The 15,923-nt window shown below is 63.0% G+C and carries 12 protein-coding genes; 9 read left to right on the plus strand and 3 right to left on the minus strand.

Annotation, left to right across the window (positions count from 1 at the left end; genetic code table 11):
• Positions 1-420: 420 nt before the first annotated feature.
• From fae to BLX41_RS15520, 4 genes are all read left to right on the plus strand, one after another.
• Positions 421-933 carry a formaldehyde-activating enzyme gene (fae, locus tag BLX41_RS15505; RefSeq protein WP_123725615.1) on the plus strand — a complete coding sequence of 171 codons (513 nt, stop codon included), beginning with the start codon at positions 421-423 and terminating at the stop codon, positions 931-933.
• A gap of 10 nt (positions 934-943) precedes the next feature.
• Complete coding sequence (locus tag BLX41_RS15510; protein ID WP_123725616.1) at positions 944-1,978, plus strand: aldo/keto reductase; 1,035 nt, start codon at positions 944-946, stop codon at positions 1,976-1,978.
• Positions 1,975-3,408 carry an NAD-dependent succinate-semialdehyde dehydrogenase gene (locus BLX41_RS15515; RefSeq protein ID WP_123725617.1) on the plus strand — a complete coding sequence of 478 codons (1,434 nt, stop codon included), beginning with the start codon at positions 1,975-1,977 and terminating at the stop codon, positions 3,406-3,408. The genes BLX41_RS15510 and BLX41_RS15515 overlap by 4 nt, the downstream gene beginning before the upstream one ends.
• Positions 3,409-3,555: 147 nt before the next feature.
• Complete coding sequence (locus BLX41_RS15520; protein ID WP_123725618.1) at positions 3,556-4,917, plus strand: MFS transporter; 1,362 nt, start codon at positions 3,556-3,558, stop codon at positions 4,915-4,917.
• 118 nt (positions 4,918-5,035) lie between these two features.
• On the opposite strand, the gene BLX41_RS15525 is transcribed toward BLX41_RS15520, so the two are convergent.
• On the minus strand, positions 5,036-5,911 hold the full coding sequence (locus tag BLX41_RS15525) for a LysR substrate-binding domain-containing protein (protein WP_123725619.1): 876 nt from the start codon (positions 5,909-5,911) through the stop codon (positions 5,036-5,038).
• A 269-nt stretch (positions 5,912-6,180) separates the two neighbouring features.
• Positions 6,181-7,353: a hypothetical protein gene (locus BLX41_RS15535; RefSeq protein WP_123725620.1), complete on the minus strand. Its 1,173-nt coding sequence runs from the start codon at positions 7,351-7,353 to the stop codon at positions 6,181-6,183.
• A gap of 313 nt (positions 7,354-7,666) precedes the next feature.
• Between BLX41_RS15535 and BLX41_RS15540 the strand changes: the two genes are divergently transcribed.
• The 5 genes from BLX41_RS15540 to BLX41_RS15560 all read left to right on the plus strand — a co-directional run bounded on the left by BLX41_RS15540 (position 7,667) and on the right by BLX41_RS15560 (position 14,825).
• Positions 7,667-8,608, plus strand: coding sequence for a LysR substrate-binding domain-containing protein (locus BLX41_RS15540; RefSeq protein ID WP_123725621.1), 942 nt, complete (start codon positions 7,667-7,669; stop codon positions 8,606-8,608).
• Positions 8,609-9,027: 419 nt separating this feature from the next.
• A complete protein-coding gene (aldA, locus tag BLX41_RS15545) occupies positions 9,028-10,452 on the plus strand; it encodes an aldehyde dehydrogenase (protein ID WP_123725622.1) in 1,425 nt (474 codons plus the stop codon).
• Positions 10,453-10,588: 136 nt separating this feature from the next.
• Positions 10,589-11,911 (plus strand): MFS transporter, encoded by a 1,323-nt coding sequence (locus BLX41_RS15550; protein ID WP_123725623.1) that lies wholly within the window; start codon positions 10,589-10,591, stop codon positions 11,909-11,911.
• Between the two features lies 1 nt (position 11,912).
• Positions 11,913-13,130, plus strand: a complete 1,218-nt coding sequence (locus tag BLX41_RS15555) for a mandelate racemase/muconate lactonizing enzyme family protein (RefSeq protein ID WP_123725624.1) — start codon at positions 11,913-11,915, stop codon at positions 13,128-13,130.
• 78 nt (positions 13,131-13,208) lie between these two features.
• Positions 13,209-14,825, plus strand: coding sequence for a GMC family oxidoreductase (locus tag BLX41_RS15560; protein WP_123725625.1), 1,617 nt, complete (start codon positions 13,209-13,211; stop codon positions 14,823-14,825).
• 66 nt (positions 14,826-14,891) lie between these two features.
• Here BLX41_RS15560 and BLX41_RS15565 read toward each other — a convergent pair.
• Positions 14,892-15,923: NAD(P)/FAD-dependent oxidoreductase (locus tag BLX41_RS15565; RefSeq protein WP_185073594.1), on the minus strand; the 1,032-nt coding region annotated here is incomplete at its 5' end.

The following is a 15,923-nucleotide window of genomic DNA, read 5'->3' on the forward strand; positions in this document are numbered from 1 at the left end:
GGGGCGGTCCATGCCTTCGAGGGGCGGGCAGACTACTGAACAACGGGGCGTCTCATCAAGCGTTGCTGGCGCCTCGGTTGGCGTCCGACTCGCGTCGGGCCCTCAGCGCAGTTTCTCCAGCATCTGGTAGTACCACATGCCTGACGTCTTGGGTCTGAGCCGGGGTATGACTAAAGCTCATGGCCGCATGACTTTTAATGGTTACGGGATCCAGCGAGCCCGGTGCTAAAACAACGCAAACACAGCTCACCTATAACAAAAAAGAGCGTTTGCGCCATGACTTTCTCTCGTCCTGCCGGGCTTCCCGGCCCGCGTTGCAGCGGCCTGCGGCCACGCTCCTTGACCTGTCTGTTCCCCCGGTCCGGTGCCGACTCGGCTGATCCGGCTACTTTCCCTTGCATCCTCAACGAGTAAGTACTCATGCACCCACTCGACCTCTATATCGGTGAAGGCTTCGAAGGCCCGGGCGTCAACGCGGCCCACATCAACATTCTCATCGGCCCGCGCAATGGCCCGGCCGGGCAGGCCTTCGCCAACAGCCTAGCCTCGCCGAGTCAGGGCCATTGCCCGTTCATGGTGATTGCCCAACCGAACTTGCCGGTTAAACCCATGACCCTCTACGTGAACAAGGCAGCCATCGTCAGTGAGCTGCACGGCCAGGCCACCTGGGGCGCATCCCAGGCCGGTATTGCCAAGGCGGTGCTCGAAGCCCTGCTGGACGGCACCTTGCCAGCCGAGGCCGAAGATCAATGGGCGATTGTCACCGCGAACTGGGTCAATCCGGACTGCGATGATTTGGATGCGGTCTACCTCAACAACTACAACGCCTGCCGCACGGCGATCCGCGCGGCCCTGACCGGAAAGCCCGAACGCGGCCAATTGGCGGATGTGGTGAGTCAGATTAGCAACCCGTTCTACACCCCCAAGGCCTGAGGAGCGCAGCATGCAATACATTCGATTGGGCCACTCCGGCCTGCAAGTCTCGCGCCTGTGCCTGGGCACCATGAACATGGGCACCCCGGACTGGAAACCCTGGATCTTCGATGAAAAACAGAGTGAGCCCATCGTTGCTCACGCCCTGGATCACGGGGTGAATTTCATCGACCTGGCGGACTTCTATTCCGCAGGCGTCGGTGAAGAGGTGGTGGGGCGCATCGTCAAGCGTCTGGCGCGCCGCGAGGACCTGGTGATCACCACCAAGGTCGGCTACGGCACCCGCAGCGGGATCAATGCCAGCGGTCATTCGCGCAAACATATCCTCGACAGCATCGATGCCTCGCTCAAGCGCCTGGGCATGGATTACGTCGATGTGTTCATGCTGCATTACTTCGATGTGAACACCCCAGTGGAAGAAACCATGCAGGCGCTGGACGATATCGTCCGTGCCGGCAAGGCTCGCTACATCGGCGTCTCCACCATGCTCACCGGGCAACTGGCGAAGCTGCTCATGGCCTGCGAGCGCCATGGCTGGGTCAAGCCGATCAACATGCAGCTGCAACTGAACTGCGCCTACCGCGAGGAAGAGCGCGAGATGATCCCATTCTGCCGTGACCAAGGCTTGGGCATCTCGGTGTTCAGCCCCCTGGCCCGTGGCTTGCTTACCGGTGACGTGCAGTCGACCCGCAACCAGACGGACTTTTTTACCCAGCAGATGTACAGCGATGAGGCCTCGTTGCAGATTGCCCGCTCGGTACAGCGCGTGGCGTGCGCCCGCGGTCTGTCCAACGCCCAGGTGGCCCAGGCCTGGGTGCTCAAGCACCCCGGGGTCGATTGCATGCTGGTGGGCGCCGACACCACTGCGCAGTTCGATAGTGCCCTGGCCGCCCTGGAGACCACCCTGGATGCCGAGGAGCTGCACGAGCTGGAGCGCAACTACACCCCCTGCGATGTGATCAACGACTACACCGCCGGCAAACGTATCCTGCGCGTGGCCCGTCCGGGGCTGGAGCGCTTTTTCCTGAGTGAGGCACTGGCATGAGCGCATTGATCCGTACCGGCCATTTCATCGATGGCCACTGGTCCAGCGGCGGCCCCAGCTATCCAGTGTACAACCCGGCCAATGGCGAGCTGATCGCCCAGGTGCAAAAGGCCGGCGCCGAGGAAACCCGCCTGGCCATCGCCGCCGCCGAACGCGCATTGCCGGCCTGGCGCGCACTCACCGCCAAGGAGCGCAGTCAGCGGCTCAAGCGCTGGAGCGAACTGATGCTGGCCCAGCAGCGCGAACTGGCCACCTTGCTCAGCCGCGAACAGGGTAAGCCCCTGGCCGAAGCCATGGGCGAGGTGGTCTATGCCGCGAGCTTCCTGGAATGGTTCGGCGAGGAGGCCAAGCGCGCCTACGGGGATGTGATCCCCAGCCATAAGGCTGACGCGCGGATTATCGTGACCAAGGAGGCCGTCGGCGTGGTCGCGGCTATCACCCCGTGGAACTTCCCCTTGGCCATGGTCACGCGCAAGGTCGGCCCGGCCTTGGCCGCCGGTTGCACGATAATCCTCAAGCCCTCGGAGGAAACCCCGCTATCGGCCTTCGCCCTCGGGGTGCTGGCAGAGCAGGCGGGGATCCCGGCCGGGGTGCTGAACATTGTGTCCGGCGATGCCCCGGCCATTGGCGAGGCGCTGCAGGCCTCGAGTGTGGTGCGCAAGTTGTCATTCACCGGCTCGACCCGCACCGGCAAACTGCTGATGCGCCAGGCCGCCGACACCCTGAAGAAAGTCTCCCTGGAACTGGGTGGGAACGCGCCGTTCATTGTCTTCGACGATGCCGACCTGGACGCTGCGGTCAAGGGCGCCATGGCCTCGAAGTTCCGCAACACCGGGCAGACCTGTGTCTGCGTCAACCGCTTCTTTATCCAGGAGGGTGTGTACGAGGCCTTCACCGCCAAGCTGGCCGAGGCGGTGGCCGCCCTACGGGTCGGCAGTGCCCTGGATGGCGATACCGAGCAAGGCCCGCTGATCAATGCGGCGGCCCTGGCCAAGGTCGAGGCGCATGTCGGCGATGCACTGGAGAAGGGTGCCCGGCTGCTGTGCGGCGGCCGTCGTCATGCCCTGGGCGGCACCTTCTTCGAACCCACCATCCTCACTGAAGCCAGTGGCGAGATGCTGATCGCTCAGGAAGAAATCTTCGGCCCAGTGGCGGCGTGCTTTCGCTTCAAAGATGAAGCCGAAGTGCTGCAGCGGGCCAATGACACGCCATTCGGCCTTTCGGCCTACTTCTACAGTCGCGACATCGGCCGAGTCTGGCGCGTGGCCGAGGGTTTGGAGGCGGGCATGGTGGGCATTAACGAAGGCATCATTTCCACCGAAGTGGCGCCCTTTGGCGGGATCAAGGAATCGGGCCTTGGCCGCGAAGGTTCCAGATACGGCCTGGACGATTACCTGGAGATCAAATACCTGCTGATGGGCGGCCTCTAGCCCTCAGCCCTTCCGTTGCAGGAGCTGGCCGGGCGGCGTTCCGCTTGCCAGCGAAAGGGCGCAAGGCTCAAAGGCCCTTTCGCCAGCAAGCCGGCTCCTGCGTGGTTCGATTCATCTCTTATTCAAGAACAATAAATGGAGACGAACATGAGCACTGCAACCGTCAAGATTGATGACCTGCCCATCGGCCGGTTCCACCTGAAAATTGCCGGCCTGACCTTTGGCGCGCACTTCACCGACGGCTACATCCTCGGCCTGATCGGTATCGCCTTCACCCTGCTCAGCCCGCAGATGCAACTGGATGCGTTCTGGCAGGGCCTGATCGGCGCCTCGGCGCTGATGGGACTGTTTATCGGCAGTCTGTTCTTCGGCTGGATCTCCGATCACCTGGGACGGCAGAAGATCTTTCTGGTCAGCTTCGTGCTGATCACCCTGGCCTCGGTGATGCAGTTCTATGCCGAGACTGCCATGGGTCTGTTTCTTTGCCGGGTGCTGATCGGCATCGGCCTGGGCGGCGATTTCAGTGTCGGCCACGCGATGCTCGCCGAGTTTGCACCGAAGAAGCACCGTGGTGTGCTGCTGGGTTCGTTCAGCGTGATCTGGACTTTCGGTTACGTCGCCGCGACCTTTGTCGGTACCGCCATGCTCAGTCTCGGCGACGATGCCTGGCGTTGGATGCTGGCGTCCTCGGCGATACCCGCCGGGCTGATTTTGCTGGCGCGCATAGGTACCCCGGAGTCGCCGCGTTGGCTGGTCAACCGCGGGCGTATCGCCGAGGCCCGAGCCATCGTGCACAAGCACCTGGGGGCCAACGTGGTGCTGGACGAGCAAGCCAGCGGCAAAGCCCGCTCCGGCTACGCCGTGCTGTTCAGCCCCGAGTACCGCAAGCGCACCGCCTTCAACTGCCTGTTCTTCGTGTGCATCGTCATGCCGTACTTCGCCATCTACACCTTCCTGCCGTCGATCCTGCAGAAGATGGGTCTGGCCGAGGGCTTTGGCACCGAACTGATGCTCAACCTGCTGCTGATCCTCGGCGCGTTGATCGGTATCTGGTGCACGGTGAAGTTTTCTCGCCGGGGGTTCCTGATCAACTCCTTCATTATCCTGGCGGTGGCGCTGTTGCTGCTGGCGGTATTGCCGGGTAGCGCAGCCTGGTTGATGGTGCTGCTGTTCGGCGTGTTCACCCTGGTGCTGTCGGCGGTGAGTAACCTGGTGGGGGTGTTTCCGGCGGAGAGTTTCCCCACCGAGGTACGTGCCAGCGGCATTGGCCTGGCCACCGCTGTGAGTCGCCTGGGCTCGGCTATCAGCACCTTCCTGCTGCCGGTGAGCGTAGCCGGGATCGGCCTCAGCCCGACCATGGGCATTCTCGCCGGGATCCTGGCTCTGGGGGCACTGATTTCCTGGGCCTGGGCGCCAGAGACCAAGTCACTCACGCTCAACCAGGCGTGCAGCGTGAGCGCTGCTGACTTGGTCGGACGCGATCTGCCGAAGGTCGCCTCACCGATCTGATGTCGCCCCGCCCGACCGCTGTAGAGGCCGGCTTGCCGGCGAAGGGGCCAGAGAGTGTTGCATAAGCCTTGAGGTTGCCTTCGCTGGCAAGCCAGCTCCTACGAGAAACCACGAGCCCTCAGGGGTTGCTCACCAGCCCCAGCCATTGGGTGAACAGCTGCACTTTGGACAGCCCCTGTTTGCCATTCGCCACGTCCAGCCAGTAGCCGTAAGGGCCGATCACCTCCACCGGGGTGATCGGTAGCAGGTGCCCATCCGCCAGTTCCCGTTCGATCATCTGCCGATCGATCACTGCCAGCCCGCCACCGGCCAAGGCTGTGTGGATCACCTGGTCCAAGGTGCTGAACTCCAACCCCGCCTGGGCGTCGATGTCGTTGCGGCCCACGGCCGCCAGCCAGTTCTCCCAGACCTGCAAACGCTTGCCGGCATGCAGGATGTGCAACAGCGGAAAGCGCCTGAGATCCGGCGCCTGGCCGGCGCTGAACAGCTCCGGGCTGGCCACGGCAATATGCCGCTCCATCACCAGCAGTTGGCTCTGGCAATGGACGGCGGCCTGTAGGCCAAAACGGATCTCGCAGTCGACTTCGGCCGGGCTGTCGTGGTGGTTGTGCTGGGTCACGCTGAGGCTAATATCCGGGTAGCGCTGGCAGAAGTCCCGCAACTGCGCCGACAGCCAGCGGGTGGCCCAGGTGGGCGGCGCGACGATGCGCAGGCGCTGGCGCAGATTGGGTACACGCAGGGCTTGCAGGGCCCGCTCCATATGATCGAAGGCCTCTCCCAGGTTCGGCGCCAGGGCCGCGCCGGCCTCGGTCAGCGCCAACCCTTGAGGGGAGCGGCTGAACAGCGCCACACCGAGGTAGTCCTCCAATTGCTTGATCTGTCGGCTAACCGCGCCCTGAGTGACGTTGAGGACGGGTGCGGCCTGGCTGAAGCTGCGATGGCGGGCGACTTCCTCGAAGACCCGAAGCATGTTCAGAGAGGGCAGTTGGCGCATGGCGGGCAGACTCCGCACCTGGCGCCAGAAAGCAGCGATCCAAGCCTGGCGGGCTGAGCGCAGGAAGTGGCGGGGCAGGTTTATTGTTGTTGTAAGGCGCTTCTTTTAGGGCGCCCATCTGATCCAGTAGCTGCCCTCCGAGGGCGCTGGCTTGCCAGCGAAGAGGAACACTAGATCACCTTCGCCGGCAAGCCGGCTCCTACAGAGTCTCCCGCGATATTCCTGCCAACTGTAGGAGCTGGCTTGCCAGCGAAAGGGCCGGCAAGGATTCAGAAGTAGTAGCCGATATTCACATACACCTGGTTTTCCCATTGGTTGCTGCCTCCGGCCCCCAGGCTCTGAGCATAACTGCTACCCCCGATGTACGGATCGTTCTTGCCGAACAGCCATTCGGTGGCGATCCACAGCTTGCTCAGCGAGAACGAGCTGCCGAGGATCATCCGCTGGGAGGTCTTGTAGGCGCTGGCCGACTTGTCGAATGCACTGTAGTTGGCGTACAGCTTGACCCCGCTGACCTGATCGAACAGGTACTTGCCGTCGACGTCGTAACTCAGGTCGGCGACATACAGGTTGCCGCGGCTGGCGACGTTGAAGGTGCCGTCGTAGCCGCCCAGGGTTACCAGCTCATCGGTGCCCGGATTGCGTGGCGACATCTGCTGGCGCGCCGCCTGCAATTGCACGCCCCACGGGCCGTTCTTACCCCGGTAGTGGACGGCCAAGGCATTGCGCCTGCCGTCGTTGTGGGTGTCGTTGTTTTTCAGGGTCGAGGTCAGGCCCGAGACTCCGACTTCCGATGCCCAGTCACCCAGTTGCACGGCCCGTGCCACCCGCAGCACCAGGGTGTTGCGTTCGCGGTTGTCACTGCCGTCGGCCACGTAGCTGTCGGCAGAGGACACGACGCTGGAATAGGTGCGGCCGTTGCTGGTGCCCTTGCCTTGCCAGGCCGGGCGCAGGTAGTAGCCGGCCTGGAGGTTCCAGTCGCCGTGCTGCTGGATGTACTTGGCACCGATCTGTTGGATGTCCTCCAGGCCGACCACGTTGCCCAGGGTTTCGAAAAAGGTGCTGCCAAAATACGGTTGCAGGCCGAAGGGTATCTGGTTCAGACCGACCTGTACCTGCTGCTCGGGGTTGAACCGGTAGCCGATCCAAGCGCTCTCGGCGAAAGCGATGTCGCCCACTTTGTCGGTGTAGCGGTAGGGGTAGGCGCGACCGTAAAAGCGGTACTTGGCGGCGCCGATCCAGGTGTCGGAGCTGTATTTGGCACTGAGGATCGCGGTGTCGAAGTTGAAGGTCTGGATATCCCGGTCGGGATCGTAGTCCCAGCGCGCGCGAACCGCGCCGCCCAGATCCAGGTGGTCGGTGACTTGCACGGCCAGAGCGGGGGTGGCGAGGCTGCCCAGCAGGGCGAAGTTGCACAGTAGGCCAGAGCGTTTGTAAAGCATGGGGTTTTCTCCCGGATTGTTATTGTCGGGTGCAATGAACCCGGCCGCGGCAAGGGCGGCAGCCAAGGGTGAAAGGAATCAGAGGGGGCGAACGCTGTGGCTTCAGCCAGCGGTGACCGTCGGTGCAAGGGAGAGATGAGGCATGAGTGTTACTCGTATTGTTGTGTGTGCCCGCAGTGTTGCCAGCCACTGCGGGCTCTACAAACGATTTATTCAGCTCCCACGCATGACTAAAATGAATGTTAGTCCCATGGCTTCTGCCCGCGCTGGCATGCGATGCTCTGCGCCTCCTGCAGCCGTTAGAGAGACTGTCGTGAAACGCAAGATGCCTGCGCTCAATGCGCTCAAAGCCTTCGAGGTCGCCGGCAGCACCGGCAGTTTTACCCGGGCCGCCGAATTGCTCAACGTCACCCAGAGTGCGGTCAGCCGTCAGGTCCGGCAACTGGAGGAGCAGTTGGGGGAAAGCCTGCTGCAACGGCGCCATCATCACCTGGAGCTGACCAGTGCCGGGCGTGTGCTGCTGCGGGCCCTGCACCAGTCCTTCGACAAGATCGAGTTGACGTTGCGCGGGATTGCGCAGAAATCCCACACCAATCGCTTGCACCTCAATGCACCACCGACCTTCGCCAGTCGCTGGCTGCTGCCGCGCCTGGGGCGCCTGCGTGAACAGCACCCGGAGCTGGAACTGAGCCTGACCACGCGTTTGCAGGACAGCCTGGCGGAAACCGCGACCCTGGATTGCGCAATCCGCTTTGGTGACGGTGAGTGGGATGGCCTGGACAGTTCGCTGCTGTTTCAGGAGCGGCATATCGCCGTCTGCGCGCCTTCGCTACTGGCCCGGGAATCGGCGGAGCAGGGCATCGATCTCAAGCGCATGACCCTGTTGCATGTATTGGCCCGGGAAGACCAGCGCTACCTGACCTGGAAGCACTGGCTGGATGCCGCGCGGATCACCGGGGTCGATACTCAGGGCGGCTATGAGTTCGACCTTCTGGATCTGGCCATCCACGCGGCCACCGAGGGTTTGGGAATTACCATTGCCGACTGGCACATGGTGGCGGCGGAACTGGCAGCGGGGCAGTTGACCCAGGTGCACAACGTGCATGTGGAGGGGCACCAGTCTTACTGGCTGGTGACACGTCCAGCACAGGCTCCGTTGCCGCAACTGCAGGTGTTTAGCCAGTGGCTCGAAGAGGAAATCTGGCTGGCGCAACGCCAGCTTGAGCCGTCCACAGCCTCCACACCCCTGCGCTAGAGGCCGGGCGACCGCCTTCGTCGGCGAGCCGATTCCTACAAAAGCCCACATGCACAACCTGTGTAGGAGCTGGCTTGCCAGCGAAGAGGTCCGTCAGGCCACCATCATCAGTGCGTTATAACCTGCGTTTTTTGCATGTTAGTTCGTTTAATTAATCGTTTGTCCTTGTCGTGCCGGACGACAAGACTGCCAGCACTCACATAACAACAACCCGAGTGCCCAGCCATGCCATATCCGGTCCTTGTCGATTGCCTGTCGCTGCACCTTGTCCGCGGCTTCCAGTCTTGCCTGCACGCCATTGCCCTGTCCGTCGATCGCTGCGCTGTGCCCGCTCGACCACGCCAGACCCTTTGACCGCCGGGCCTGGATCGCTTCCAGGCTGCCTGCGCCACTTCTCTGCCAACGACGGGGCAACTTACATGCAACTTGAACAGAATTTTGTTAACGGCGACTTCATCAAACCAGCCAGCGGCGTATCCATCGCGGTTTATGATCCGGCCGACGAAACCCTTGTGGGGCATGTCTCGGCCGCGAATCAGGAAGAGGCCCATGCTGCGGTGACCGCCGCCTGCGTTGCCCAGAAAAAATGGGCAGCGTTGACCAGTATCCAGCGCGGTGACTACCTGCGTGCATTGGCCGACGCCCTGGAGTCGCGTGCCGACGCCATTGGCCAGGCTCTGGCAGCCGAGTCGGGCAAAAGCCTGGCGGATGCCAGCAATGAAGCCCGCTATGCCGCGCAGATCACTCGTTATCACGCTGAATGGGCGCGCCGCATCGAGGGCGAGATCATTCCCAGCGACAGCCCAGACGAAAAGCTGTTTCTACACCGCGAGGCGATTGGCGTCGTGGCTTGCCTGATCCCGTTCAACTACCCGGTCTACACCCTGCTACGCAAGGTGGCGCCGGCGCTGATCGCCGGCAACACGGTGGTGGTGCGTCCGAGCAACAACACGCCGATTTCGGCTTTTGAGATCGCTCGGGCGGTCCAGCAGGCTGGCCTGCCGCCTGGGGTAGTGAACATCCTGACCATGGACCATGCCACCGCTGCCACCGTCTGTACCCACCCGGCAGTGGGCATGATCACCCTGACCGGCAGCGTCAATGCCGGGCGTATCGTGCTCGACTACTGCAAGGCCAATATCGCCAAGCCGTCCCTGGAGCTGGGCGGCAAGACCCCGGCCATCATCGAGCCCGATGCCGACCTGGAGCAGGCCGCCAGCGCCATCATCGCTTCCAAGACCACCCATTGCGGGCAGTTGTGCACGGCGGTGGAGCGAGTCTATGTCCACGAAAGCGTGCATGAGCGCTTCCTGGCGCTGCTCAAGGACAAGATCGCCGCCGTCCAATTCGGCGACCGGCGCCAGGACCCAAGCCGCATGGGGCCTCTGGTCAGTGCGGCTTCGCGGGTGGCGATCCATGGTCTGGTGCAGCGAGCGGTAGCGCAGGGGGCGGTGCTCGAAGCCGGTGGCACGATGCCCGAGGGGCCAGGGCATTTCTATCCGCCGACGCTGCTCAGCGCTTGCCGTCAGGAGATGGAGATCGTTCAGGAGGAAATCTTCGGGCCGGTACTGCCGGTGCTCAAGTATCGGGATATCGATGAAGCCCTGGCCTTGGCCAATGACCATCAGTTCGGCCTGGCTTCGGTGCTCTATACCGAGAATTACCGTACCGCGATGAAGGTCGCCGGGGCCATTCAGGCCGGCGAGCTGTACGTCAACCGAACCCCGGCCGACCCCTACCAGGGCTACCACGCCGGCTGGAAGCGCTCAGGGCTGGGCGGTGACGACGGCAAGCACGGCATGCTCGAGTTCACCCAGACCCGCCTGGTGGTCATGCCTTTCTAAAGGCAACTGCAAGTCATCAGCAGCAAGCTGCCAGCCAGAGCACCGCAGTCGTTCTGGCCGCTTGAAGCTCCAAGCTTGCCGCTGCCCCACTAATAATAATGAGCGGCGCCGGATACCGGCGCCCGAGGGCATCGTTATGTCTAAGCATGCAGCCGATCTGATCTCGGCTCAGGATTCTGCCGGGTTGCCGGTGGGTAACAGCGACAAGGGCAGTCGTTACTTTCAACTGATGCTGCTGGTGCTGGCCGCCGGAGCGATCTACCCGATCCTGTACCTGCGCCAGGTCTACCAGACCACCATGCTTGAGGTGCTGCAGATCAACCACAGCGAGCTGGGTTACCTGTACTCCATGCTCGGCACCATCTTCCTGATCAGCTACCTGCCCAGCGGCTGGCTGGCGGACCGCATCGCTCCGCGCTTTCTGATTTTCTTCTCCCTGGTGGCCACTGGCGCCCTGGGCCTGTGGTACTCCACCGCGCCATCACTGACTTCGCTGATGATCATCTTCGGCTGCTGGGGGCTGACCACCGGGCTGACGTTCTGGGCCTCGGTGCTCAAGCGGGTGAAGATGATTGCCCACCATACCGAACAGGGGCGTTTCTTTGGCATCCTCGACGGTGGCCGTGGCCTGGTGGAAGCCTTGCTGGCGACCCTGGCCCTGGGCTTGTTCGCCCTGGCCACCGAGACCCGTGGTGAGTCGACGGCCGAGGGTTTCCGTCACGTGGTCTATCTGTACTCCTTCACCTGCATGGCCATCGGCTGCGTACTGGTGCTGCTCAAGGACCCCAAGTCCATGGAGGACACGGCGCCGGTGGAGCAGGGGCGCTTCAATCTGCTCAGCGACCTGGCGACCCTGGTGAAGATCCCCGAGCTGTGGCTGGTAACCGCCATTGTGTTCTGTGGCTACCACATCTTCTGGGCCACCTACAGCTTCTCCGACTACCTGCAGGGCAGCGGCATGACCGCGGTGATGGCCGGCACCATCACCACCATCAAGCTGTGGATGCGGCCTCTGGGTGGCATCGGTGGTGGCTGGCTGGGGGACCGTTTCTCGAACATCTCGGTGCTGATCGTGGCGCTGTTGCTGGCGACCCTGGGGATCGTCGGGCTGATCCTGTTCCCGGCCCTGGGCAGCCTGGGCTTGTTGATCGCCACAGTGATCTTCATCGGTCTGATGACCTACGCCATTCGCGGGCTGTACTGGGCGATCCTCGATACCTGCCGGATTCCCCTGCGCATCACCGGCCTGGCTATTGGCATCGTGTCGGTAGTGGGCTACCTGCCGGACGCCTTTATCCCGCTGATCAACGGCTATCTCACCGAACATTTCCCCGGGGCCTTGGGCTACCGCTTGTACTTCGGCTATATCGCCGCGGTCGGCGCCCTTGGCACCTTGGCCGCGATCGCTCTGCGCGCTCGCGTCAACCGTACCCAGCAGCATTCGCAAACAGGAGCCTGAGATGAAAATCGTCGCCCTTGAAACCCATATCGTCGCCGTCCCGCCACCGCATATCGGCGGCATGTACTGGCTGTTCGTCAAGCTGCGCACCGCCTGCGGCATCGAAGGCGTGGGCGAGATCTATGCCGCCACCTTCGGCCCCCAGGCGATGCTGCCGATCATCGAGGACGTGTTCCAGCGCTACCTGCTGGACCATGACCCGCACCATATCGAACGCTTCTTCCGCCAGGCCTATTCCAGCGGGTTCACCCAGCGCCCGGACTTGACCATGATGGGCGTGGTCAGCGGCCTGGAGATGGCCTGCTGGGACATCATTGGCAAGGCGGCGAACAAACCGGTGTATGAACTGCTGGGGGGCAAGGTCCATGAGCGCCTGCGTTCCTATACCTATCTGTATCCGCTCAACAGCCGCGGCGAATACGACTACGACGACCCGGACCTGGCCGCCGAATGCGCAGTAAAGAATATGAACCAGGGCTTCACCGCCCTGAAGTTCGACCCGGCCGGTCCCTACACCGCGTACTCCGGACACCAGCTGTCCCTGGAAGTGCTGGAGCGTTGTGAAACCTTCTGCCGCAAGATCCGTGAAGCGGTGGGCAATCGCTGCGACCTGCTGTTCGGCACCCATGGGCAGATGGTGCCGTCCTCGGCCATTCGCCTGGCCAAGCGTCTGGAACAATACGACCCGCTGTGGTTCGAGGAGCCAGTGCCGCCGGGCCAGGAGCAGGCCATGGCGCAGGTGGCGGCCAAGACCAGCATCCCGATCGCCACCGGCGAGCGCCTGACCACCAAGTACGAGTTCTTCAAGCTGCTGCAGGCCGGTGGCGCCTCGATCCTGCAGATGAACGTGGCGCGCTGCGGTGGCCTGCTGGAGGCGAAGAAGATCGCCAGCATGGCCGAGGTCTACTACGCGCAGATCGCCCCGCACCTGTACAACGGCCCGATTGGCGCGGCGGCGAGTTTCCAGCTGGCCACCTGCACACCGAACTTCCTGATCCAGGAAAGCATCATGACCTGGGGCGGCTTCCACGCCGAAGTGCTGACCAAGCCTTTGCAATGGGAGGACGGCTACATCATCCCGTCCAGCGAGCCGGGCCTGGGGGTGGAGCTGAACATGGACGTGGTACGCAGGCACTCGCCTTACAGCGGTGAACGCCTGCACTTGCAAATGGCCGCGACTCCGGCCGACGTCAACGACCACTCCCCGGCCAAGGGCTGAGCATTTCCCGCCCGGTAACGGGCAGGGCATGGGCAGCCGCTACGGCTGCCTTCAATACGACCTGAGCGGTAACCCTGCATGACATATGACTACATCATCGCCGGCGCCGGCGCCGCCGGCTGCGTTCTGGCCAACCGGCTCTCGGCCTCGGGCCAATACTCGGTATTGCTACTGGAAGCGGGCGGCAAGGACTCATCGTTCTGGTTCAAGATTCCGGTGGGTTTCGCCAAGATGTATTACAACCCTCACTTCAACTGGATGTACTACAGCCAACCGCAGAAGCAGCTCGGCGACCGAGCTATCTACGCACCGCGGGGCAAGGTCCAGGGCGGCTCCGGCTCGATCAACGCGATGATCTATGTACGCGGCCAGGCCCATGATTTCGATGATTGGGCGGCCGATGGCAATGAGGGCTGGAGCTTCGACGAGGTGCTGCCGTATTTCCGCAAGCTGGAGAATCATCCTCTGGGAGACAGCCAGTACCACGGCGGCAGCGGCCCCATCAGCATCACCCCGATGAAGGGCCAGACCCATCCCATCTGCGATGTGTTCCTCAAAGGCTGCGAGGAACTGGGCTACTCGCGCAGTGAAGATTTCAATGGTGCCAAATTCGAAGGTGCCGGGATCTACGACGTCAACACCCGCAATGGCCAGCGCTGCTCCAGCAGTTTTGCCCATCTGCATCCGGCGTTGAGCCGGCCGAATCTCAAGGTCGAGCATTACGCACTGGTGGACCGGGTCCAGTTCGACGAGCAGAAACAGCGTGCCACCGGGATCAGTGTGACCCAGCACGGTGTTATCCGGACCTTCAATGCCAACAAGGAAGTGATCCTGTGTGCCGGTGCGGTGGACACGCCGAAGATCCTGCAACTGTCCGGGGTTGGTGATCGTGAGTTGCTGGCCCGGCACCGGATTCCTTTGGTTCGCCACCTGCCGGCGGTGGGACAGAACTTGCAGGACCACTTGTGCGTCAGCTACTACTACAAGGCCAATGTGCCGACTCTCAACGACCAGCTCAGCTCGCTGTTCGGCCAGCTCAAGCTGGGCCTGCAATACTTGCTGACGCGCAAGGGCGCACTGGCCATGAGCGTCAACCAGGCCGGCGGTTTCTTCCGTGGCGATGCCGTGCAGGAACACCCCAACCTGCAGCTGTACTTCAACCCGCTGTCGTACCAGATCCCCAAGAGCACCAAGGCCAGCCTCAAGCCCGAGCCGTATTCCGGCTTTCTGCTGTGCTTCAACCCGTGCCGGCCCACCAGTCGCGGCAGCATCCAGATCGCCTCGAAGAACCCTCGCGATGCGGCGCTGATCGACCCCAACTACCTGAGCACCGACAAGGACATTGCCGAGGTGATCCAGGGCAGCCGGCTGCTGCGCAAGATCATGCAGGCTCCGGCGCTCAAGAGCATTACCGTGGATGAAGTGCTACCGGGGCCGGCGGTGGACAGTGATGAGCAGATGCTGCAGTACTTTCGCGAGAACAGCGGCTCGATCTACCACCTGTGCGGTTCCTGCGCCATGGGCCGCGACGAGCAGCGCTCGGTGGTGGACAAGCGCCTCAAGGTGCATGGTCTGGCGGGGCTGCGCATCGTCGATGCCTCGATCTTCCCCAACGTCACCTCCGGCAACACCCACGCGGCGGTGCTGATGGTGGCGGAGAAGGGCGCCGACCTGATCCTGGAGGATGCTCGGTAGCAGCCCCAGGATCGTGTCGAACGGCTTGTTGACGGTGCTGTACGCCAGTGCGTACCGGGGCCGGGGTTAGCGCAGTTTCTCCAGCATCTGGTAGTACCACATGCCTGCCGCCAGCATCGGGTTGCCCAACTGGTCGCCAAAGGGCACGCGAATGTGCCGGCAGGCGGCGAAGGTGTCGTAATGGCCGAGGTGGCCGGTCAGGGCCTCGGCCATGATCTCGCCCATGATGTGGCTGGTGGCCACGCCGTGCCCGGAGTAGCCCTGGCAGTACCAGACGTTGTCCGAGAGCTTGCCCAGTTGCGGGATGCGGTTGATCACGATGCCCATGGCGCAGCTCCACTGGAAGTCGATGGCCACGCCCTTGAGCGCCGGGAAGGTGCGCTCGATGCACGGGCGCAGTTCGCCGGCGATGTCCCGCGAGTCCTTGCCGCTGTAGTTGGCGCCGCCGCCGAACAGCAGGCGGCCGTCGGCGGTCATGCGGTAGTAGTCGAGGACGAAGCGGCAGTCGTAGACCGCCAGGTCCTCGGGGTTGAGGCGCTTGGCCAGGTCGCCCAACGGCTCGGTGGTGACGATGCCGCCCATGGCCGGGAAGATCTTGCCCTTGAGCTTCTTCGGCTCCAGCTTGTGGTAGACGTCGCCGGCCAGCAGCACCTGCTTGGCGTCGATCCGGCCCTGGGCGGTGATCACCGCCGGGCGTTCGCCGTGGACGATCTCCAGCACCTGGCTGTGCTCGAAGATCAGCGCTCCCAGGCTTTCGGCAGCCCGGGCTTCGCCGATGCACAGGTTCAGCGGGTGCAGGTGCAGGTTGCGGGTGTTCTTGATGGCGCCGTGATAGAGGTCGCTTTCCAGCAGGCCGCGCACCTGGGCCCGGTCCAGCAGGCTGACTTCGTCGCCCATGCCGCGGCGCACCGCTTCTTCGTAGTCGGCGCGCAGGCCCGGCAGGTGGCTGGGCTTGTAGGCCGCGTGCAGATGACCGTGCTTGAGGTCGCAGGCGATGGCGTACTTTTCCACCCGCTGCTGGATGATCCGGTGTCCGCGCCAGCGCAGGTTCCAGATGAAGTCATCCACTTCGGTGCCGAGGCTGCGGCCCATCTGCTT

Source organism: Pseudomonas protegens (assembly GCF_003732485.1).
Lineage (GTDB): Bacteria > Pseudomonadota > Gammaproteobacteria > Pseudomonadales > Pseudomonadaceae > Aquipseudomonas > Aquipseudomonas protegens_B.

Bases quoted from the DNA above. Each gene is read 5' to 3' on its own strand.
- fae (WP_123725615.1), top strand. From the start codon at position 421: ATGCACCCACTCGACCTCTATATCGGTGAAGGCTTCGAAGGCCCGGGC.
- BLX41_RS15560 (WP_123725625.1), top strand. From the start codon at position 13,209: ATGACATATGACTACATCATCGCCGGCGCCGGCGCCGCCGGCTGCGTT.
- BLX41_RS15535 (WP_123725620.1), bottom strand. From the start codon at position 7,353: ATGCTTTACAAACGCTCTGGCCTACTGTGCAACTTCGCCCTGCTGGGC.
- BLX41_RS15520 (WP_123725618.1), top strand. From the start codon at position 3,556: ATGAGCACTGCAACCGTCAAGATTGATGACCTGCCCATCGGCCGGTTC.
- BLX41_RS15550 (WP_123725623.1), top strand. From the start codon at position 10,589: ATGTCTAAGCATGCAGCCGATCTGATCTCGGCTCAGGATTCTGCCGGG.
- BLX41_RS15515 (WP_123725617.1), top strand. From the start codon at position 1,975: ATGAGCGCATTGATCCGTACCGGCCATTTCATCGATGGCCACTGGTCC.
- BLX41_RS15555 (WP_123725624.1), top strand. From the start codon at position 11,913: ATGAAAATCGTCGCCCTTGAAACCCATATCGTCGCCGTCCCGCCACCG.
- aldA (WP_123725622.1), top strand. From the start codon at position 9,028: ATGCAACTTGAACAGAATTTTGTTAACGGCGACTTCATCAAACCAGCC.
- BLX41_RS15510 (WP_123725616.1), top strand. From the start codon at position 944: ATGCAATACATTCGATTGGGCCACTCCGGCCTGCAAGTCTCGCGCCTG.
- BLX41_RS15525 (WP_123725619.1), bottom strand. From the start codon at position 5,911: ATGCGCCAACTGCCCTCTCTGAACATGCTTCGGGTCTTCGAGGAAGTC.